This is a genomic window from Pedobacter foliorum, from assembly GCF_013266735.1.
Classification (GTDB): Bacteria; Bacteroidota; Bacteroidia; order Sphingobacteriales; family Sphingobacteriaceae; genus Pedobacter; species Pedobacter foliorum.
The window spans coordinates 442,534-462,504 of record NZ_JABSNU010000003.1 but is presented as its reverse complement, the minus strand read 5'-3'; the positions used below and the strand labels follow the sequence as shown (position 1 = coordinate 462,504).

The following is a 19,971-nucleotide window of genomic DNA, read 5'->3' as shown; positions in this document are numbered from 1 at the left end:
AGATCCTTAAATAAATTCAGGATCTGACACCATCTTTTTAACTCATCACTCCTATTTTCGTGCCGTTCCAGTCAGGAAAAAGCACTTTATCATTATTGATTTTTAAATGCTTGTCTGCCACTTCGCTAAATACCGCTCTAAAATCGGTGGTAACAGCAAGGTCCCTTCCATCTTCAAGGTTTTCAATTGCCATCGGATTTACTATTCCATGCACCAGCCCGCCATTTACTCCATTTCCAAGAATAAAATTGCATGAAGCCCGACCATGATCAGTACCACCTGTTCCGTTTTGTTTTACCGTACGGCCAAATTCAGTCATAGTCATAACCGTTACATCATCCTGCATAGTACCCATATCTGCCCAAAAAGCCATAATACTCTCACTAAGGTCATTTACATTTCTTGCAAAGATTCCCGTTTCTCTACCCTGATTAAAGTGCGTATCCCAACCTCCCGATTCAGCAAATGCCACTTCCATTCCTACATTCATCTTAATGAGCTGTGCAATCTGTTTTAATGAATTCCCTAAAGCCGAATTAGGATAAATAGCTCCATTGATAGGTTTATAATTTTTTACATCCGTTTTTTGAAGCATTTTTATGGCCTCAAAACTCTCCTTTCCAGTTTCTTTTAATAGTCCCGAAGAGGTTTTATCGTACAAATCTTCAAAGCTTTTGGCCGCCATATTAGCTCCATTAACATTACCCTTCATTTGAATATTGAAATCTTGTAAACTGCCAATGGCTACAGCAGGGTTATCACCATAAAATGATCTTGGCAAAGATGATGTTAGGCTTACTCCCCTAAGAGCTGTCTCCCCATCATGCCCAAGCAAACCAACAGCCCTATTTAACCATCCGCTATCAGTGCCTTTTTTAAAAGGTGTACCCGACTCCATGTAATCCTGTGCATCAAAATGTGAACGTGTATTGTTTGGAGATCCTATCCCATGTACTATCCCCATTCTTTTCTCCCTAAATACCTTCTCAAAAGCACTCATCGAAGGGTGTAACCCAAAACGACCATCCAAATCTATTAATGGATTATTGCCTGATGACTTAGCCGCAGACATGAACAACGAGGGCCTTGCGTTTTTTAAATATTCGTCAGTAAACGGTGTTACTGCCATGAGGCCATCCATCGCTCCGCGCTGAAAAATGCAGACTAATATTTTCTTTCTTTCAAAAAGGCCAGGTTGCTTTATACCTGCAACTGCATTTACAATAAAACCTGGTATTCCTCCCATCCCTATTCCGAATAAGGCTAAACCTCCCGCTTTTAAAAATCCTCTTCTTGATGTCATAATAGTTCTTCTAGTTTAAACCTATTTACGCTGAAATTCCGGAGAGCCAAGGATTATACCTACTACCTGAGCAAGTTCCGACCCTTTTTTATTGATTTTGTTATTTTTTACAATAGCCATTCCATCATCATTACCCATCGTATTAGCAGCTTTTTCTACTTTCTTATCTAAATCAGGTTCTTTAAGCAAAGGTTTCAATCTTTTTATCGTAGCATCAAGATTACGCTCCGGCATAATGATCTTACTGTATGTCGTTAGCGCCGCTTCAGCACTTTCCGGTTCATGGTTGTTGTTTAACGCTTCCAGATCAATCTTTACTCCGGGGATACGTTGTGAGGCAAGCGCTAAACCAAAATTCATTCGATTTAATAAAGCACCTGTATTGATCCAATATTGTCCTCTATCAGGAAACCCCGTAGGTGCCTGATAATAGTACATCTTCTGGCCCATTTTACTAATCCAGCTAAACAATTGATAGGGTTGTGTAATTTTAGCATCCAAGCTACGTACTGCGCTAATGGCAAGTTCAAAAGGCGATTTGGTTTTTTCCCTTAAAGCATCGGCATTCCAGAACTCAGAAGAAGAAACCATAGCAATCAGCACCTGTTTTATATCTCCATCAGTTTTCATAAATGTTTTTGACATTTTATCTATCAATTTTGGAGAAGGCTGATCGCTCACAAACCTTGTTGCTATCTTTTTTGAAATAAACTTTGCTGTAGAAGGATTGTGAGCAAGCATGGTTAATAAGGTTACCCCCTCTTCATACCCACCATTGGCAGAGAAACGCTTACCAAGAACTGTTTTCTCTCCATTGTCATGTTTAGTCGGTACGAATAAGAAATCTCCCTGATGCACAAAACCTTGCTTTTCGAGGTTATCAGCGCCCACCTTATCCATCAATTTTTTCATTGCTGAGCCATAACCTTCCTCACCCATTGGAGCGATGGTCCATCCGGTTAATACTCTTGCAGCCTGAGTTACATCATTCTGAGTATATCCTCCATCTACACCAAGGGTATGCAATTCCATTACCTCACGGGCATAGTTCTCATTTAATCCGCCCTGTTTCTTTTTAAACTGCATTTTCTTAACCCTTGTCTCTCCATTCATTAGGCTCGAGTCCTTTTGGGCTATCGGAACAGGCTGTCCGCTACTGTTAAAATTATCCAGATAAATGAGCATTGCAGGAGATTTTGCTGTAGCCAATAGCAGATCACTGAATTTCCCGGTTACATTAGGTCTGATTACATCCCGCTCAAAAGCAGGGATAAATGGCGCACACTGATTTTTGATAATGGAAACATTAAAGTGATTGAACCAGAAATCGGTAAGCAGTTCCCGTAATTGATTATTGGTATAGGTAGCTCTTAATATTTTTTGGTTAATAAACTGACGATACAACTCCTGTGGAGCTTTTAATCCGTTCATTTCCATATAATTTTTAATCTGTTTTCTATAAGCAACCTGATCTCCTTTATTTACGGAATCTTTATTTATCACACCATCTTTAATAGCCATACGTAAAACCCTTGCTCCTCTAGGGTACTTATTTTCTACCTCTGTATTGGTTAAATTGATATCATCAAGCTTAGCTAGCATTGTATCGAGCTCCTTGTCCTCAATATTCCCTTCTAATTGTTGCATAAACCATTTCTCCAAACCGGTTTTCAGAACACGATCTACATCTCCTATGCTAGCACCATAAGTAAATCTGCTTAAAAGATGAGCCGCAGCCTGCCGTTCGGTTAAGCCGGCCTGCTTGTAAGGAAACTTGAATTTTAAGGACATTGGCTCTCTCTGAAATGAAGAAAAGAGGATAGTGAGAAACAAGACAAATAGAAACGAAAAGAAAATCCTTATTGGTGCTTTCATAGTTATCTTGTTGAATTATATTGGTATGACAATTAAAACGTCAAAAAGATTAATCAGAATATAACTTATTCTAAAATAAGCAAATCCATTAAAGAACTTCCATCGTATATATTGCTAGAGCGTTGAAAATTTAATATCTCGATGACTTTTAGGGTGGTGATCGAGATGGCCGGTGTAATTGAAAAAGCACCGGCTTTTGTTTTATCAGAATTTCCCAATTCACACATCTATTTGAAGGGTACCGGCTCTATACCGAGTATGCCGGCTCGAGAATAATCAGGCTTTTCTGAGGGGTTTCTCAGGCTCTTCCCAGGCCTACCTGAGGTAAAACGCCTGAGTTGTCCCTGCTCAAAACCTGCTTTAGCCCTGGGTAATCTGCCGATGGATTCAGCCCGGCTTTACACATATTTTGAGGATTTGATAGCTGTTCATAGAATGACATATTCAAGATTCTGACCTCTTGGAAGCTGCGAGCAAAATAAATTAAGAATGGGGTTATGGAGACAAGGATTTTTTTCTCTAAGTTTGCTTTAAATAAGGTCGGTAAACAGGCATTTAGTCGTTAACAAGTATCTTATCATTAAAACTTATGAGCTTTATTTTAAAGCCGGTAGATACCGTTGAGAGCATCAGCCCTGCTGATTTTAAGAAAAATTATTTAGATGCCAGACGCCCTTTAATTATTAAAGGACTAACAAAAACATGGCCGGCGAGAGAAAAGTGGACTACTGACTATTTAAAAGAAATAGGTGGCGATTTGAAAGTAAGTTTAATGGACAACTCTAAAGCTGATCCATCAAAGCCTATTAATGCATCGGTAGCTGAAATGAGATTTGGAGACTATCTTGATCTTATTAAATCTAAACCAACTGAATTAAGAATCTTTTTCTTTAATCTGTTTAAGCATGTTCCCGGCTTGGTTGATGACATCGTTATCCCTAAAGATTTGATGGGTGGCTTTATTGAAAGCATGCCTGCAATGTTTTTTGGAGGATCAAACTCAGTTACTTTTTTACACTACGATATAGATTTACCTCACCTTTTCCATACTCATTTTGGTGGAAGAAAGCATATTATTCTATTTGATAACAAATGGAAAAAACGCCTATACTGTATTCCTAACGCAACTTATGCCTTAGAGGATTATGATGTAGCTAACCCAGACTTTGAGAAATTCCCGGCACTTAAGGGAGTTGAGGGTTATGAGGTTTTCCTTGAACATGGAGATACTTTATTTATGCCTACTGGTATGTGGCATTGGATGAAATACCTTGACGGGTCTTTCTCACTAAGCTTAAGGGCTTGGGACGCTTCGATTACCAGAAAAGCTCAGAGTGTATTTAACCTGGCAATAAAAGGTGGTTTAGATAGTGTGTTGAAAATGGCTTTTAAAGCTCCATATGCAAAATGGAGAGAACGTTTAGCAATAAAACGCGCTGAGAGAGCATTAGCAAACGGCAGCCCTAAATAGGCTGTCGAAACATCTCTGTCTGAGGTATTTTTACAACTGGATAACATTATTAACACCTCAAACTTTTACCTTCGATAATTCGTTTATAATGAATATATGAGAGGTTTCCATTTTTCTAATTTCCAACCGGATGATCTGCCTAAAGGTGGCTTTGATGAATTGCTTAAGCTTTTCACCCAGCTACTGAATTACACTGCGGGTGATGCAGCAGAAACACTTGCATGGATGAACGAGTTGGACAAGAAATACAAGTTCACAAACAATGAGTATGGGATGGGCAACTTTATTGATGATCTTAAAGAAAAAGGTTATCTGAAAGAAAACCCAGCCAATGGAGACTTAAGCATAACCGCAAAAACAGAGCAAACCATACGTAAGTCTGCCCTTGAAGAGATCTTCGGCAAGTTAAAAAAAGCCGGCAAGGGAAATCACAACACCAATATATCAGGCATTGGTGAAGAAAAAAATGCAGACAGAAGAGAATTTACTTTTGGTGATAGTTTAGATCAGATTGACATTACTGCATCCATTCAAAATGCTCAAATAAACCATGGCATTACCAACTTCACTTTAACAGAACGAGATCTGGAAGTAGAAGAAAAAGACTATAAAACTCTTACTTCTACTGTATTAATGATAGATATCTCGCACTCTATGATCTTGTATGGTGAAGATAGAATTACTCCAGCCAAAAAGGTGGCAATGGCGCTTGCTGAGCTTATAAAAACAAGATATCCTAAAGATACACTCGATATAGTAGTATTTGGCAATGATGCCTGGCCTATATCAATAAAGGATTTGCCTTATTTACAGGTAGGGCCATATCATACAAATACTTTTGCTGGATTAGAGTTGGCAGCCGATTTATTACGCCGCCGCAAAACTCATAACAAACAGATCTTCATGATCACTGATGGTAAACCTACTTGTTTAAAAGAGAATGGCAGGTACTATAAAAACAGCATGGGGCTTGATAGAAAGGTGATTAATAAAACGCTGAATATGGCCGCGCAATGCAAACGCCTCAATATTCCAATCACCACATTTATGATAGCTCAAGACCCCTACCTTCAACAGTTCGTAAGAGAATTTACACAAATTAATGGTGGAAGAGCCTTTTATAGTTCTTTAACTGGTCTGGGAGAGTACATATTTGAAGATTACATAAAGAACAGACGCAAAACGGTGAGATAAAAATAAGACATGGATTACAACAACATAAAAACACTTGGCCAATTAAAAGCCTCAAGCTATAAATCGTTATCCGTAAAAGACGAGCTCCGTAAAAATCTGATCATTCAGCTCCAAAATAAGGATGCTGGATTTGAAGGTATTTTAGGTTATGATGAAACTGTAATTCCTGAGTTGCAAACAGCTATTCTATCACGCCATAATATTTTATTACTGGGTTTACGTGGGCAAGCAAAAACACGAATTGCCAGGTTAATGGTAAACCTTTTAGATGAATACATACCATACATAAGCGGAAGTGAGATTTTTGATGATCCATTGAACCCTATTTCCTGGTATGCAAAGCACGAAATTTTGATTCATGGCGACAATACTCCTGTGAGCTGGCAACACCGTAGCGAAAGGTATACTGAAAAGCTAGCTACTCCTGATGTAACTGTAGCCGACTTAATTGGTGATGTTGACCCTATTAAGGCTGCAACCTTAAAATTGACCTATAACGATGAACGTGTAATTCACTTTGGTTTAATACCCAGAGCACACAGGAGCATATTTGTAATTAATGAGCTGCCAGATTTGCAAGCTCGCATACAGGTAGCATTGTTTAATATGCTTCAGGAAAAAGACATTCAGATAAGAGGTTTCAAATTACGTTTACCTTTAGATGTTCAGTTTGTTTTTACAGCAAATCCTGAAGATTATACCAATAGAGGTTCAATTGTAACGCCTCTTAAAGACCGTATTGAGAGTCAGATTTTGACCCACTACCCCAAAACAATTGAGATATCAAGAATGATCACTTTTCAGGAAGCCAAGCTAACTGAAGAGCAGAAAGCAAATATTGAAGTAGACGGGTTAGTAAAAGACCTGATAGAGCAGGTAGCATTTGAGGCGAGAAAAAGTGAATTCATTGATCAAAAATCAGGAGTATCAGCTAGACTAACTATTACTGCATATGAAAATCTGATTAGTACTGCAGAGCGAAGAATGCTAATAAATGGAGAGAAAAGCACTTCTGTTAGGCTTTCGGATCTAGTTGGTATCATCCCGGCTGTAACAGGCAAAATTGAGCTTGTTTATGAGGGAGAATTGGAAGGCCCGGCAAAAGTTGCAAATACACTTATTGGAAAAGCAATTAAAACATCTTTCGCCAGATATTTCCCTGATCCGGAAAGAGCCAAAAAAAGCAAAACTGCAAATCCATATAATGAGATTACAGAATGGTTTACTGAAGGAAATACTTTAGACATTGCAGACTCCCTCGGCCAGAAAAAATATGAAAAACAGCTTATGGAGGTTAATGGATTATATGATCTTGTTAAGAAATTTCATGCTAAGCTAAGTGAGGCTCAAACTTTATTGCTAATGGAATTTGTATTACATGGCTTGGCAGAATATTCGCAATTAAACAAAAAATATCTTGAAGGAGGATTCGGATTCTCGGATATGTTTGAAAGCTTATTTAACACTGAGTTAGGGGATGATGATGACGATATTAATTTCAGATAGTTTTACTATAAAAAACACTTAAATGGGAAGATTACCCGCACTTATACTTTTATCTATTTTTCTGCTGGCTTTTGATTACTACTGTTACCGTGCAGTGTTATCAGTATTTAAAAAATGGAAGCCTGCCACAAAAAAAACATTCTCTGTAATTTGGTGGACTTATACTGGCATTCTTGTAATAGGGGTATTTGCGGCTATCTATGTACCATCTTACTTACCACTATACTTAAGCCTACGCTCTGTTATACTTGTGGCTTTCTTTTTAACGCTGATTTGTAAGGTAGTAATGTTACCGTTTTTATTAATAGATGACATCAGAAGATTAATCATTAAAATAAACAGACATTTTAAAAATAAGAATACCGTTCGTTCTAGTGAAAAAGTTGCTGTTGCTGACCCTATTGGGGAGCCAATAAGCCGCTCATCATTTATAATCAAAGCAGGTTTACTTACTGCGGCAGTCCCCCTAAGTTCTCTTACATGGGGCATCTCCTCAGGAGCATACGACTACAAGGTAAAACGGAGAACATTAATTCTCCCTAATCTACCAAAGGCATTTGAAGGTATTAGGTTTGGTCAGATTTCAGACATTCACTCAGGAAGTTTTTACAATAAGAAAGCTGTACAGGGTGGCGTGGATATGTTGTTGGCAGAAAAACCTGATTTTATCTTCTTCACAGGAGATCTTGTAAACGATATGGCTACTGAAATGCGTGATTATCAAGATTTGTTCAGCAAGGTTAAAGCACCTCTGGGTGTTTATTCTGTGTTGGGTAATCACGATTATGGTGATTATCATTTCGGTGGTGGCCCCTCAGCTGCTAAAGCCAAAAATCTGCAAGACGTTATTAAAACCCATAAAGTAATGGGTTGGGATTTATTAATGAATCAACATCGACGCCTAAAAGTAGATGGTGAGGAGATTGGAATATTAGGAATTGAAAACTGGGGAATGGGTCGTTTCCCTAAATATGGCAGGATGGACCTGGCAACTAAGGATACTCATGATTTACCGGTGAAACTCCTTCTATCTCATGATCCTTCTCACTGGAGGCAAGAGGTGCTGAAAAAATATCCGCAAATAGATGCCATGTTTAGCGGTCACACACACGGTATGCAATTTGGGGTTAGAACTGAACATTATCAGTGGAGCCCAATACAATACATTTATAAAGAATGGGCAGGCCTTTACCAAGAGCAAAATCAACAACTGTACGTAAATGTTGGTTACGGATTTTTAGGCTACCCAGGAAGGGTTGGAATTTTACCGGAAATAACGATATTTGAGTTGAAGCGGGCTTAATTAATCCGCTTCATGCAAATGATTAAAAGAGTACTCCTTTCTATTCTTGATTTCTTACTGTTTAGCAACCTGTTCATTGGCATTTGCGCCGTTGCTCAGGGCTTGGTAACTTATCATCTTTTGCATGTTCCAGCCGATAAATATATCCTTGCTTTCCTATTCTTTTCTACTGTAGGGCTTTACAATTTTAGTATGCTGTTAGCAAAACCCAAAGACCCGGGAAACTCTCCCTATATTAGGGTTAGGTGGATATTCTCGCATCATCGTCTAATCATTTCGATTACCTTGATCTGTATTTTGTGCTTAATCCCTTTGGGTTTATGGTATCTCAGTTTTGAATCAAAACTGCTAATGGTGTTTACAGGACTAATGGCCGCTGGGTACAATATACCTTTCTTAACACTTAACAAGCAGCAAATTGGTTTAAGAAACATTCCTGGCATTAAGCTATTCCTTATAGCCCTGGTATGGTCTGTCAGTTGTGTACTATTACCAATAGTAGAACTGGAGCGTAGCAGTCCGATCAATATTTCCACAGCTGAGACACTTTTGTTGATCGCCAAGCGCTTTTTATTCATTGCAGCTATCACTGTTCCATTTGACATTAGAGATCTGTTCCAGGACAAGCTATATGCCCTTAAAACAATACCTGTAATGCTAGGAGAGAAAAAAGCATACCTATTCTGCCAATTCTTATTGGGTCTCTATATTGTACTCCTGGTTCTGTTTAAACAAGCAACAACTGGAGATATCCTTGCGCTCAGCCTAACCATAATCCTAACAGGATGGTTAATTTTTAAATCAAACATCAAAAAGAATGAATATTACTATTTCTTCTTTTTAGATGGCACCATGCTCTTACAATATCTCGCGCTATTATTATTTGCTTCTTTTACGTTCCTTTAAATTACGCAGGATTAAAGCGGTAACCAACACCCCTTACTGTTTGTAGCAATTGTGGGTTATCGGGATTAAGCTCTATCTTTTTACGTAAGCGCACAATATGCATATCAAGAGTTCTTGTATTCACATCAGAATTATATCCCCAAACAACTAACATAAGTTCATCTCTATTAATTACTTTATTAGGGTTTCTTAAAAAGTAAAGTAAAATTCTGTTCTCAAGAATAGTAAGTTCGATCTTTTTCCCATTTCTGAAAAGGGTGTGAACATTAGGATGATGTTCCATATTTCCAAAACGATGAACTTCCGAGCGATCATTATTAAGCAAATATTTAACCTTACTATCTAGCATCGCTACCAAAACATCCATATTAAATGGCTTGGTTACATAATCAGAAACACCAAAATTATATGCATCTATTTTATCTACATCCTGGGCTTTAGCTGTCAGCATGATAATAAGATTTTCAAATCCTTGTTTACGAACTTCTTCGCAAACTTCTGCTCCCTGCTTGCCTGGCAACATCCAATCTAAAAGAACAATATCTGGTTGCTCGTCCATTATCATTTTTTCTGCCGCTAAGCCGTCACCAACCTCTAAAACATCATAACCTTCAGCTTTTAAACGATGTACAACCAGAAAGCGTAAATTCTCGTCATCTTCAACTATCAGTATTTTAATTCCCTTAGACATATTTTTTTATTTATTTCACTATAAATGCAAACGTATAATGACTCTAGTCATTATATGGTAATACAATTTTAAATTCTGTTCCCTTATCAATTTTACTTTTCACCGTAATCTCGCCACTCATAAAGTTAACGAGTTCCTTACAGAAAGCCAAGCCAAGCCCCACACTTCCATTTTGGTTGTACTGGTTTTGAATGCGGAAAAACTTCTTAAAGATATTATTAATTTCTGACGAAGGAATCCCTATTCCCTGATCAATAAACCGAAATACTACCTTTCCCTTTATTAAACGGGCAGATATATGAAGACGTTTACGTTCTACAGGTGAATATTTATATGCATTTTCTGCCAGATTGTCGAATAGACTTCCAAGCAACACCGGATCAGTAATAAATGTTTTGAAGCCATTGACATCAAAGGTAAAATCAAAGTCAGGGTATTTAAGCCGATGCGATTCAACCGTACTCTCAATAAAATCAGCAATATTAATTTTCTCTGAATTTAGCTGTATTGCTTTGTTTTCTATTTGCGTAAAAGCAAGCAGCTTATTCATTAATCCATTCAGTTTATCAGCCTCCTCATCAAGGATTTTTCCATAAAGTTTTAATTCCTTATCTGTAAGGCTCGAAGCACTTTTAATATTGTTCCCCGCTATTTTAATTACACTCACGGGTGTTTTAAATTCATGAGTAAGGTTATTCATGAAATCATACTGAAGTTTAAACATCTTCTGATTAATGTTCAGGTTTCTATAAATCAAAAATGCCACCAATACCAAAATGCTGTAAAAAAGAAAAACTCCTAAAGCTATCGGCAAAAAATAACTCAGAATCTCTTTATCAATAAAGGATTTTGAAGAAATGAAATAAAGTTTATAGTCCGAAAATGGCCCAGGCAACGTTATTTCAGTAGTAACATACAATGAAGATGTTTCAATGGGATCGTAAGTTAGAGGCTCAATTTTGATATATTGATATAGCAATGGCCTGGAATTAATAATCCTTATTTTATATGGATCTAACTGGAAGGAAAGCATATCCTGCTGATAAACAGGCTGTGGATTTAAAACCCTCCTCATCATGGCTTTGTACATTTTAAGATCCTCTATTCTTGGGATATTCAAATAGGTAATCTTGTTGGATCTTACATTACTAAAGTTACTAAAGAGTTCATCCTGACTAGGTATACGATTAGTATCAAGACTTTCGATATAGGTAACCAGCTTTAGGGCTAAAGCATTAAAATCGTCTCCAGCAATAAAATTACGCGTATTCTCACTCGAAAAAAGCTTAACAGAATCCATTGGCACCAAGCTTCCAAACTGATAAATACTTTTAGGTCCAAAGGAGAACTTTCCAATATTTAATCCGTCGCTTACAGGAGTATTTTTAACTTCAGAATCATAAAATATCACTTTAGATACAAATGGATACTCCAGCAGTACAGTATCAACAAAGCTTGCGGCAGTTGCCGAATCCAGATAGCCGTTGTAATAAGAAACTTCGGGAAGTTTTTTCTGAAAGAAATCGTTATACGGTTTAATGCTTTGCTCCAATACATTTACTTTCTCAGAGACAAATTGATTTTCTATATACTTTGTACTAAACCTATGAGCCAACAAAAGAGATAGCGAAAAAAGCACCAACATCAGAATGATGAAGGTGAGTATTAATGGGAAATTCTTACGATAACCGCTTTTCTTCTCTGAAGACATGAGGTTGAATTTACTTCTTTTTTAGGTTAACTTCTAAAAACGATTCAAGGGCAGTATATAGTTTCTGTCTTCCTTCATCATTTTTACTATGAAACGGATCGCCATCATTTTCCAAATAGGTTACGCTTATATTTCGCTTTTGGAGATTTTTAACGAACTGCATCGTTTCGCCGGCATTCATATTAGGGTCTTTAGTATTTTGGGCAATAAATATGGGTTTCTCTATCCTATCAACCTGAAATAAGGGTGAAGATTGACGCATCTTATCTACATCCGTTAGCGGATTGCCTATAACCTCATAATACATTTGCAGTTTCGGTTTTAAGAACGGCGGTATCGATTTTAGATAAGTGAATAAATTAATAACTGCTGAATTTGATGCTCCGCAAGCATAAGTTTTATTTTCAGAATACAAGCCATTAAGTGCAATGTATCCACCGAAGCCACTTCCGTATATTCCAATCCTTTTAGGATCTGCTATTTTCTTACTTATCAGCCATTTAACACCGTCGTTAATGTCATGTTGTATTTTACACCCCCATTGTTTAAAACCTGCGGCCATGAAAGCTTTTCCATAGCCTGAGGAGCCTCTGTAATTTACCTGAAAAACAGCATAACCCCTATTTGCCAGGAACTGCACTTCGGGATTATAACCCCAGCTATCTCTTGCTACAGGTCCATCATGGGGCAACACTACAACAGGTAAATTCTCGGACTTTTTGTTTAATGGCAGTGTTAAATACCCCTCTATTTTCATCCCATCTCTCGTCATGTAGCTAATGGGTTTCATTTCACACATGTCTTCTTCATTAATGGCAGAATTGAAGTCGCTTAACTTTCTTATTTTTCCTTTTGCCTGGAAATAAATATAGTATGATCCCGGATTCCGATCTGTAAACGTTCTAACTATAAAAACGGTTTCGGCTTTATCTCGATCTATTATCCTTGTTTCCGTTTTAGGCAGTAACTTATCTAAATTATTATATAATAACTTTACTGAATCGTCAAGATAATGCTTCTCCTTTTTCCAGGTTTCATAAACGACAAAAGACATTTTCCCTTTTCTTCTGGAGTATTGGGCATCTGTAATATTAATGTTTTCATCACCAAACAAAACCTTAATTTCTTTACCAGATTTACAATCAAGTTCAACAAGGGCTGCTTTATCCCTGTTTACATTAGAAATCGCATAAATAACATTGGGCTTATTTTTAGAAAAAGCTATTGGTCGTAATGTAGTTTTAAAATTATTGGTTACTATAGGCTTAAAAGCCTGATCCTCTTTTTCTCTATACAGCAAGGTCTCATTTACGCCATCGCTGCTAGTTGCCAACCGGAGTTTACCTTCAGAGTCTGTTGTCCAATCGGTAATATTTCCTGGGTTTTTAGCGGCCATATCCATTTTTCCATTACGAACATTTAAGCGATAAACATCAAAAACTGTCGAATCTCTTTTATTAGATGATACAAGGAGGTATTTATCATCCATAAGTTGATCATCCAAAACCTTTATCCTGCTCTTTTCATTATTGGTCAGTTGTCGCTCATTACTGCCGTCCTTGTTAATAATGAATATATCAGAAAGTCTTAGCGCCTGATCTGTTTCTTTATAATAAATGAGTTCATCTTTATTTACCCAAAAATAAAAAATGATGCTCTTTTCCTTTAATTGAGTTATCCTTTTCCCCTTACCAGTTTCAATATCCTCTACATACAAATTTTGATTCTTGCCATCTAACCTTAAGTAAGACAAGTTTCTTGCATCAGGAGAAATTCTATAGCCGATCCTATTTTGCGATTTAAAAAAATCGTCGATAGGCATTACCCTCACTCCTTCCTGTTGTGTACAAGCTAAAGCAAAAAGTGATAAGAAAAGAAGAAAGTACTTTTTATATACAACCATATCATTTTTCTGCTTACAAAGCTACGCAACACTGTTAGTGTAAGTTTAGTTTACACTAATATTGTTACCGTATAACCAAATATCAATATGCTCAAAATAAATTAAATATTTACTTAATGTGAATTATCTATTAGGCACAATTAAGCTTTAAACCAATAAAAAAACTAATAAAAGCCTCATAACCAAAGGGAATAAGTATTAAGTAATACAAAACATTCTTTGAGTAACATTTAAAATACGTATTGATGTTTTTACCAATAGAAAGGAAATTAGGATTCAAATCATTATTTTAGGGTCTCTATTGATAGCCCCCCCGATGAAAAAATTAATCCTGTCCTTATTTTTCTGTTATGCAAGCTTTCTTTGTTCTGCTCAAAGCAATGCAGATGAAGGGTTGGCTTTTCAATATTACCAACAAGGTCAATATCAGGAAGCATCCATTTTACTGGAAAAACTATTTAATACAACCAAAAACGACACCTACTTTGATCTGTATTACACCTCTCTTATTAAGCTCAAAAAACTGGAAGAGGCTGAAAAAATTGCAAAAAAACTGATTAAGCAGAATCCGAAAAACCTACATTATACCATGGCACTTGCTCGGGTTTATCAGGAAAAAGGACAATTGGATGCTGCAAATAAGGCATACATGGAAACGTTGAATAATTTACCTGCCGACGAATTCAAGATAAGAGAGGTTGCAAATATCTTTTATAGTTTTCAGGCCTATGACCTCGCCATATCAACCTTTCTACAGGGCAGAAAGATCTTAAACAACGAAAAAATCTTCACTTACGAACTTCTAAGCATCTATCGCTACAAAAAGGACAAGAATATGCTTGTACAGGAATATATCAATGCACTTCCACAAATGCCCGAGCTATTACCTCAGGCAGAAAGTGTACTATCCTCCGTCCTGGAAGACAATGCTGATTATCTTATTCTACAGGCTGCCTTATTAAAAAAAATACAGAAAGAGCCACAAACAGAAATCTATACCAAACTTTTGATATGGCAATACCTCCAGCAGCAGGAGTATGAAATGGCATTAAGACAATTGATAGCACAAGACAAGCGTATAAAAGACGATGGCGCAATATTGTTTAATACGGCTAACACTTTTCTAGCTAACCAGGCTTATACTACAGCCATAAAGGCCTTTGAATACATCGTTAGCAAAGGCAAGGAAAACCCATACTTTTTATCAGCGAGGATAGAAATGATAAGTGCAAAATATCAGATGGCAACTACCGGTCAATTTGACAAAAAGGCTATTACTGATTTAGGAGCTGAGTATACTGCTATCATTGAAGAGTATGGAAAAACAGCACAGACAGTGTTTGCAATGAAGAAATTGGCTAATCTGCAAGCATACTATCTTAATGATTTAAGCAAAGCGGAAAAAACACTTGAAGATGCATTAGCAATTAACGGTCTCTCAGCAGCCGAGACCGGCCAAATGAAACTTGATCTCGGTGACATCTATATTTTAACACAACAACCATGGGAGGCTTTTTTAATTTATGAGCAGGTTGCTAAGCAATTTGAAAATCAGGCTGTAGGCAATGAAGCTCACTTTCGTTCGGCTAAACTTTCCTTTTATCAAGGTAATTTTTCTTATGCAAAATCTCAGGCAGATGTTTTAAAGGCATCTACTTCTCAATTAATTGCAAACGATGCGTTAAACTTGAGTTTAATGATTTCTGATAATTTGCAGTCAAAAACAGATAGTAATGCACTTAAGATGTATGCAGATGCTGAGATGCTTGAATTTAGAAATCTGCCGGCTAAAGCCCTCACAAAACTGGACAGCATTGCATTAGCTTTCCCAAACAATAGTTTAACGGATGATATTCTAATGGCGAAATCAAGGATATACATCAAAACAAATGATATAAACAATGCAGTAAAGGTGCTTAAAGAGCTCATAGATCAACAAGGAACTAGTCTTTGGGCTGATGATGCCTTATTTACATTAGCAGATCTCTACGAGAGAAATTTAAAGAATAATGAAGAAGCCAAAATACTATATCAAAAACTAATTAATGATTATCCCGGAAGTATGTTTACCACAGAAGCGCGAAAGCGTTTTAGAAAACTTCGTGGAGATAATATTGGTACATAGTTCTATCTTTGTACTATGTTATTATACAATGTAACCACAATTATTGAAGATAATTCGGCAGACCGCTGGCTTCAATGGATGCAGGAAATCCACATCCAACAAGTAATGGAAACAGGCCTATTTGTATCCTACAAACTTCTAAAAGTAATCGACTCCCCAAACGAAGGTGTAACGTACTGCGCGCAGTATATAACTGAGAACATGGACAATTACTTAGAATATAAGGATAAACATGCCCCTTCGTTACAAGACAAAGTAAATGAGAACTTCAAAAACCAACAAGTTTCCTTTACTTCTTTAATGGAATATCTCGCTTAAACTCTTTTATGAATATTACAAAAACTCCTATTTCCGATCTTTTAGTTATTGAGCCCAAAGTCTGGAAAGACAATCGTGGATATTTTTACGAAAGCTATAATTCAAAGTTGTTTGCTGATGCAGGCATAAATGCCGACTTTGTTCAAGACAATCAATCATTTTCTCAGAAAGGTGCATTACGTGGGCTTCATGCTCAAAAAGCGCCCTTTGCACAAGGAAAATTAGTACGGGTTTTACAAGGAAAGGTTTTAGATATAGCAGTAGATATCAGAAAGCAATCAGATACATACGGCCAATATTTTAGTATTGAGCTAAGTAGCGAAAACCATAAGCAATTATGGGTACCTCCTGGGTTTTTGCATGGATTCTTAACTCTTGAAGATAATACTATTTTCACCTATAAAGTAACCAGTTACTACGATAAAGCTTCAGAAATTGGTGTAATATGGAATGATGCTGACTTAAATATAGACTGGAATAGCAACATTACAAAAGAAGATTTATTGCTCTCTGAAAAAGATCTGGTACTACCAGCTTTCAAAGACTTTGATAGTCCTTTTTAAGTCTTGTTATATTTACAAATAAACTTAAATAAAAGTGCCCCGTTAAAATCTTAACGGGGCACTTTTATTTTTGCCAAAAAGCGAGTTTTCTATGAAAAGGCCTTAGAACTTCCCCTTCGAAGTTCAGCCTTAGAATAGAACAGCGAGCTTTTATTTTATTGCTTGATCAAATCGTAAAGTTCATCCAATTTTGGAGAAAGTACAATCTCTATTCTACGATTCTTGCTTCTACCTTCTGCCGTTGTATTCGCATCAAGAGGTTGAAATTCTCCCTTACCTGTTGCTGTCATACGAACACTTTCAACCTTACTAACTTCAGTTAAGTAACGAACTACAGAGGTTGATCTTAAAACACTTAAATCCCAGTTGTCTTTAATTTGCCCAAGGTTAGTGATTTTTTGAGAATCAGTATGTCCTTCAACGGCTATATTAATTTCCGGCTGCTGTTTCAATACATCCGCCAGTTGACTCAAAGCCTGTTTTCCCTTTTCATCAATAATGATACTTCCGGAAGGAAATAATAATTTATCCGTTAGCGACACATATACTTTCCCGTTTCTAATTTCAACAGTTAAACCATTTTTAGTAAAGCCTAAAAGAGCTTGCTGTAATTTTTCTTTTAACTGATTTGTTGCTTCATCGCGCTTACGCAAGATTTCTTCAACTTCCTTTAAGCGTTGTTCTCGCTTTTTAAGATCGTTAGAAAGCTTACTGATCTCTGTAGAGCTGTTATTCTTTAGCTTGGCATAATTACTATCCATTTCAGAATACTTGCCCTTTAAATCATTTAATGCACTACTTAAGCCAGTAGTATCTTTTCTTAATCTTGCGATAAGACTTTCAAGGCTCTCATTCTTCGCTTGCGAATCACTCCAGCCAGTGCGTAATGAATCTTGAGTGGCAAGTAATGACTTGTATTTTTTAGGAGATAGAACAACGCAGGAGCTGAATGCACTGACAAACAGTCCAACGAATAAGAATAAACTAATTTTTTTCATTAATGTGTTATTAATTTAGTGATTAAGAAAACGCGCACAAGCCTATTGATTTAGGCTCTAACCCTATACGCGTTTTTCGATAAATTTATTGCGCTACTGCGTTTCTCAAAAATAGAATAAAAGGATAAACACTTTCAAAAGCAGTTTTCAACTTATCAACGATTTCTGGTTTTAAGAACTCGTCATCTTTTAAAGGGCAGATTGCAATAAAGCTCTTTAATTTTAACAACTCTATTTGAGGATGATCCGTTTCATAGCCTTTTGGAGCTTTTTTTAGCTTATCTTCTTCACTTAAACTAAAAATATTCTTAAAGCTTTTTGCTTCAATTATGCTCAGAAATTCTGAAGTATTATAATCAATTTCTTCTCTGACACTTTTTAAAACTGATGCTTCAGGCATCCAGAACCCTGCTCCTAGAAAGCACTCCCCTGGCTGTATATGAAGATAGTATCCAGGACCATGAATATCACTTCCTTTGATATTAAAGGAAATACCAAAATTATTCTTGTAAGGGTCTTTGTTTTTACTAAAACGAACATCCCTATAAATACGAAGCAGACATTTTTTAGCGGGGGTATCAATAGAAAATTCAGGATCTATTGCAGCTAGCTTAGGAATCAGCTGATCAATAAAAGCCAATACATCAGCTTTTGCAGTTTCATACCTGTTTTTGTTTTCGGCAAACCATTCACGGTTGTTGTTTTGAGCTACATCAGTAATAAAAACGAGTGTTTCTGGCTTAATCATGGTTTATCGTAATAGGCGTTATACTTTATTTTTGGAGATAGCCAATGTAATAAAATCACCCGGGAATAACGATAATTGAATGGAGCTAAAATTAAGCATCCGGTAAAGATTACAGAGAGATAAAGCCATAAAGATTCGAACTCAAGGTTTCCACCTGACAATACATAAGTCGCTATTCCTAATGCAATCATTTCAGCGCAATTCATTGCATAACTCACATACATTGCTGCATAAAAATAACCAGGTTCTATTTCAAAGCGCTGACCACAATGTCCGCATACAGTATTGGTATGCTGTATGTTAAAACCGTAAAGACTTCCGGTAAAGATGTCTCCTCTTCTGCATTGAGGGCATTTTCCATGAACGAGCGCATATAACTTAGATGTTTTCTGCATAGCTGACAGTTTTTTTTCGGTACTTCACATACCACAACACGCCCATTCCGGATATTAGAAGATATGGGATAGCCAAAAGATATAAAATACCTGAATTTAGACCTTTTCCCTGTGTATTACCATTCTTTACACTTTGTTCTGCACTTACAGTACACATTGCACATTGTGCATTCGCACTATTCGAAGATGATACTGTCAACAGAATCATAAAGAGGAAGATAACTGCTATCTTTTTCATGTTGCAAATATAGGTAAAGAAACATTTATAAAAGGAAATGAAGCGCAATAAGCCTGTCATTAAATAAAAAAGCCCTCTGCCTTATAGGGCAGAGGGCCTAACAGAAGCTGGTTAAACACAGCTTCTCAAAATATCTTAAAAATTATAATAGGGAGATATCATTAGATATACAACTACGCCTGTTACAGCTACATATAACCATACTGGGTAAGCCCATCTTACAATCTTCTTATGACGCTCCACTTGCATATTAAATCCTCTTAAAAAGCTTACAAGGATTAATGGCAGTACGATAATAGCAAGGATAATATGGGTGGCAAGGATAAAGAAATAAATATAACGGGTAGAGCCTACAGCAGCCAATTCAACTGCCGATAGTATACCATCATGATCTATATCTCCAAACTTAGTGTCTTTTTCATAAAGATGAAAAACGATATAAAAAAGTAGAAAGATTGCTGAAAGGATAAATGTAATTACATTAGTCACCTTGTGAGCTTGTATGTTCTTTCTTTTTATAAAAATTAAAGATACCACAAGCAGTACTGAACAGGTTGCATTAATACCTCCAATAATATGAGGAAACAGATATATGAACGATGGCTTATTTTCCGGTGGTGGAATTAGCTTTAATGCAATAACAACAAGTAAAACAACTGCCGTTACAATCCATATTAATCTTAAAAAAAACTTATCGTTAAAATTCATATCCTATCAATTTAG

The 19,971-nt window shown here is 36.6% G+C and carries 18 protein-coding genes; 8 read left to right on the top strand and 10 right to left on the bottom strand.

What is annotated here, in order from left to right; all coding sequences use genetic code 11:
* Positions 1–37: 37 nt before the first annotated feature.
* Together HQN83_RS08785 and HQN83_RS08780 are read right to left on the bottom strand one after the other, a co-directional pair.
* Positions 38–1,303: a DUF1501 domain-containing protein gene (locus HQN83_RS08785; protein ID WP_173089959.1), complete on the bottom strand. Its 1,266-nt coding sequence runs from the start codon at positions 1,301–1,303 to the stop codon at positions 38–40.
* Positions 1,304–1,324: 21 nt separating this feature from the next.
* Positions 1,325–3,178, bottom strand: a complete 1,854-nt coding sequence (locus tag HQN83_RS08780) for a DUF1800 domain-containing protein (RefSeq protein WP_173089958.1) — start codon at positions 3,176–3,178, stop codon at positions 1,325–1,327.
* A 589-nt stretch (positions 3,179–3,767) separates the two neighbouring features.
* Here HQN83_RS08780 and HQN83_RS08775 point away from each other — a divergent pair.
* The 5 genes from HQN83_RS08775 to HQN83_RS08755 all read left to right on the top strand — a co-directional run bounded on the left by HQN83_RS08775 (position 3,768) and on the right by HQN83_RS08755 (position 9,558).
* Complete coding sequence (locus HQN83_RS08775; protein WP_173089957.1) at positions 3,768–4,649, top strand: cupin-like domain-containing protein; 882 nt, start codon at positions 3,768–3,770, stop codon at positions 4,647–4,649.
* 96 nt (positions 4,650–4,745) lie between these two features.
* Positions 4,746–5,843 carry a vWA domain-containing protein gene (locus HQN83_RS08770; protein WP_173089956.1) on the top strand — a complete coding sequence of 366 codons (1,098 nt, stop codon included), beginning with the start codon at positions 4,746–4,748 and terminating at the stop codon, positions 5,841–5,843.
* A 9-nt stretch (positions 5,844–5,852) separates the two neighbouring features.
* On the top strand, positions 5,853–7,349 hold the full coding sequence (locus HQN83_RS08765) for a sigma 54-interacting transcriptional regulator (RefSeq protein ID WP_173089955.1): 1,497 nt from the start codon (positions 5,853–5,855) through the stop codon (positions 7,347–7,349).
* 22 nt (positions 7,350–7,371) lie between these two features.
* Positions 7,372–8,652 carry a metallophosphoesterase gene (locus HQN83_RS08760; RefSeq protein WP_173089954.1) on the top strand — a complete coding sequence of 427 codons (1,281 nt, stop codon included), beginning with the start codon at positions 7,372–7,374 and terminating at the stop codon, positions 8,650–8,652.
* 18 nt (positions 8,653–8,670) lie between these two features.
* The gene (locus HQN83_RS08755) at positions 8,671–9,558 is read left to right on the top strand and encodes a UbiA prenyltransferase family protein (protein WP_173089953.1); all 888 of its coding nucleotides are present in this window, start codon (positions 8,671–8,673) and stop codon (positions 9,556–9,558) included.
* Position 9,559: 1 nt separating this feature from the next.
* Here HQN83_RS08755 and HQN83_RS08750 read toward each other — a convergent pair whose 3' ends face one another.
* Genes HQN83_RS08750 through HQN83_RS08740 form a run of 3 tightly spaced genes read right to left on the bottom strand, consistent with a single transcriptional unit; the run spans position 9,560 to position 13,863 of the window.
* Positions 9,560–10,249 (bottom strand): response regulator transcription factor, encoded by a 690-nt coding sequence (locus HQN83_RS08750; protein WP_173089952.1) that lies wholly within the window; start codon positions 10,247–10,249, stop codon positions 9,560–9,562.
* Between the two features lie 43 nt (positions 10,250–10,292).
* Entirely contained in the window at positions 10,293–11,960 is a 1,668-nt protein-coding gene (locus HQN83_RS08745) for a sensor histidine kinase (RefSeq protein WP_173089951.1), read from the bottom strand.
* A 10-nt stretch (positions 11,961–11,970) separates the two neighbouring features.
* Entirely contained in the window at positions 11,971–13,863 is a 1,893-nt protein-coding gene (locus HQN83_RS08740; protein ID WP_173089950.1) for a S9 family peptidase, read from the bottom strand.
* Between the two features lie 316 nt (positions 13,864–14,179).
* On the opposite strand from HQN83_RS08740, the gene HQN83_RS08735 reads away from it, so the two are divergent.
* From HQN83_RS08735 to rfbC, 3 genes are read left to right on the top strand one after another with little or no spacing between them, the layout of a single operon-like run.
* Entirely contained in the window at positions 14,180–15,988 is a 1,809-nt protein-coding gene (locus tag HQN83_RS08735; RefSeq protein ID WP_173089949.1) for a tetratricopeptide repeat protein, read from the top strand.
* A 15-nt stretch (positions 15,989–16,003) separates the two neighbouring features.
* Complete coding sequence (locus tag HQN83_RS08730; RefSeq protein WP_173089948.1) at positions 16,004–16,306, top strand: DUF4286 family protein; 303 nt, start codon at positions 16,004–16,006, stop codon at positions 16,304–16,306.
* Positions 16,307–16,314: 8 nt separating this feature from the next.
* Complete coding sequence (rfbC, locus tag HQN83_RS08725) at positions 16,315–16,869, top strand: dTDP-4-dehydrorhamnose 3,5-epimerase (protein ID WP_173089947.1); 555 nt, start codon at positions 16,315–16,317, stop codon at positions 16,867–16,869.
* 155 nt (positions 16,870–17,024) lie between these two features.
* On the opposite strand, the gene HQN83_RS08720 is transcribed toward rfbC, so the two are convergent.
* The 5 genes from HQN83_RS08720 to HQN83_RS08700 form a co-directional block, all read right to left on the bottom strand.
* Entirely contained in the window at positions 17,025–17,867 is an 843-nt protein-coding gene (locus HQN83_RS08720; protein ID WP_173089946.1) for an OmpA/MotB family protein, read from the bottom strand.
* 85 nt (positions 17,868–17,952) lie between these two features.
* Positions 17,953–18,615 (bottom strand): DUF2461 domain-containing protein, encoded by a 663-nt coding sequence (locus tag HQN83_RS08715; protein WP_173089945.1) that lies wholly within the window; start codon positions 18,613–18,615, stop codon positions 17,953–17,955.
* Entirely contained in the window at positions 18,612–19,010 is a 399-nt protein-coding gene (locus HQN83_RS08710; RefSeq protein ID WP_173089944.1) for a DUF983 domain-containing protein, read from the bottom strand. The genes HQN83_RS08715 and HQN83_RS08710 overlap by 4 nt, the downstream gene beginning before the upstream one ends.
* A complete protein-coding gene (locus HQN83_RS08705; protein ID WP_173089943.1) occupies positions 18,994–19,248 on the bottom strand; it encodes a hypothetical protein in 255 nt (84 codons plus the stop codon). The genes HQN83_RS08710 and HQN83_RS08705 overlap by 17 nt, the downstream gene beginning before the upstream one ends.
* Before the next feature lie 135 nt (positions 19,249–19,383).
* Positions 19,384–19,956 carry a DUF420 domain-containing protein gene (locus HQN83_RS08700; protein ID WP_173089942.1) on the bottom strand — a complete coding sequence of 191 codons (573 nt, stop codon included), beginning with the start codon at positions 19,954–19,956 and terminating at the stop codon, positions 19,384–19,386.
* Positions 19,957–19,971 lie beyond the last annotated feature (15 nt).

What these genes read in the sequence shown, in the direction of transcription:
- rfbC (WP_173089947.1), top strand. Translation starts at nt 16,315, where the DNA reads ATGAATATTACAAAAACTCCTATTTCCGATCTTTTAGTTATTGAGCCC.
- HQN83_RS08765 (WP_173089955.1), top strand. Translation starts at nt 5,853, where the DNA reads ATGGATTACAACAACATAAAAACACTTGGCCAATTAAAAGCCTCAAGC.
- HQN83_RS08745 (WP_173089951.1), bottom strand. Translation starts at nt 11,960, where the DNA reads ATGTCTTCAGAGAAGAAAAGCGGTTATCGTAAGAATTTCCCATTAATA.
- HQN83_RS08720 (WP_173089946.1), bottom strand. Translation starts at nt 17,867, where the DNA reads ATGAAAAAAATTAGTTTATTCTTATTCGTTGGACTGTTTGTCAGTGCA.
- HQN83_RS08770 (WP_173089956.1), top strand. Translation starts at nt 4,746, where the DNA reads ATGAGAGGTTTCCATTTTTCTAATTTCCAACCGGATGATCTGCCTAAA.
- HQN83_RS08755 (WP_173089953.1), top strand. Translation starts at nt 8,671, where the DNA reads ATGATTAAAAGAGTACTCCTTTCTATTCTTGATTTCTTACTGTTTAGC.
- HQN83_RS08760 (WP_173089954.1), top strand. Translation starts at nt 7,372, where the DNA reads ATGGGAAGATTACCCGCACTTATACTTTTATCTATTTTTCTGCTGGCT.
- HQN83_RS08700 (WP_173089942.1), bottom strand. Translation starts at nt 19,956, where the DNA reads ATGAATTTTAACGATAAGTTTTTTTTAAGATTAATATGGATTGTAACG.
- HQN83_RS08730 (WP_173089948.1), top strand. Translation starts at nt 16,004, where the DNA reads ATGTTATTATACAATGTAACCACAATTATTGAAGATAATTCGGCAGAC.
- HQN83_RS08740 (WP_173089950.1), bottom strand. Translation starts at nt 13,863, where the DNA reads ATGGTTGTATATAAAAAGTACTTTCTTCTTTTCTTATCACTTTTTGCT.
- HQN83_RS08750 (WP_173089952.1), bottom strand. Translation starts at nt 10,249, where the DNA reads ATGTCTAAGGGAATTAAAATACTGATAGTTGAAGATGACGAGAATTTA.
- HQN83_RS08785 (WP_173089959.1), bottom strand. Translation starts at nt 1,303, where the DNA reads ATGACATCAAGAAGAGGATTTTTAAAAGCGGGAGGTTTAGCCTTATTC.
- HQN83_RS08735 (WP_173089949.1), top strand. Translation starts at nt 14,180, where the DNA reads ATGAAAAAATTAATCCTGTCCTTATTTTTCTGTTATGCAAGCTTTCTT.
- HQN83_RS08715 (WP_173089945.1), bottom strand. Translation starts at nt 18,615, where the DNA reads ATGATTAAGCCAGAAACACTCGTTTTTATTACTGATGTAGCTCAAAAC.
- HQN83_RS08710 (WP_173089944.1), bottom strand. Translation starts at nt 19,010, where the DNA reads ATGCAGAAAACATCTAAGTTATATGCGCTCGTTCATGGAAAATGCCCT.
- HQN83_RS08780 (WP_173089958.1), bottom strand. Translation starts at nt 3,178, where the DNA reads ATGAAAGCACCAATAAGGATTTTCTTTTCGTTTCTATTTGTCTTGTTT.
- HQN83_RS08775 (WP_173089957.1), top strand. Translation starts at nt 3,768, where the DNA reads ATGAGCTTTATTTTAAAGCCGGTAGATACCGTTGAGAGCATCAGCCCT.
- HQN83_RS08705 (WP_173089943.1), bottom strand. Translation starts at nt 19,248, where the DNA reads ATGAAAAAGATAGCAGTTATCTTCCTCTTTATGATTCTGTTGACAGTA.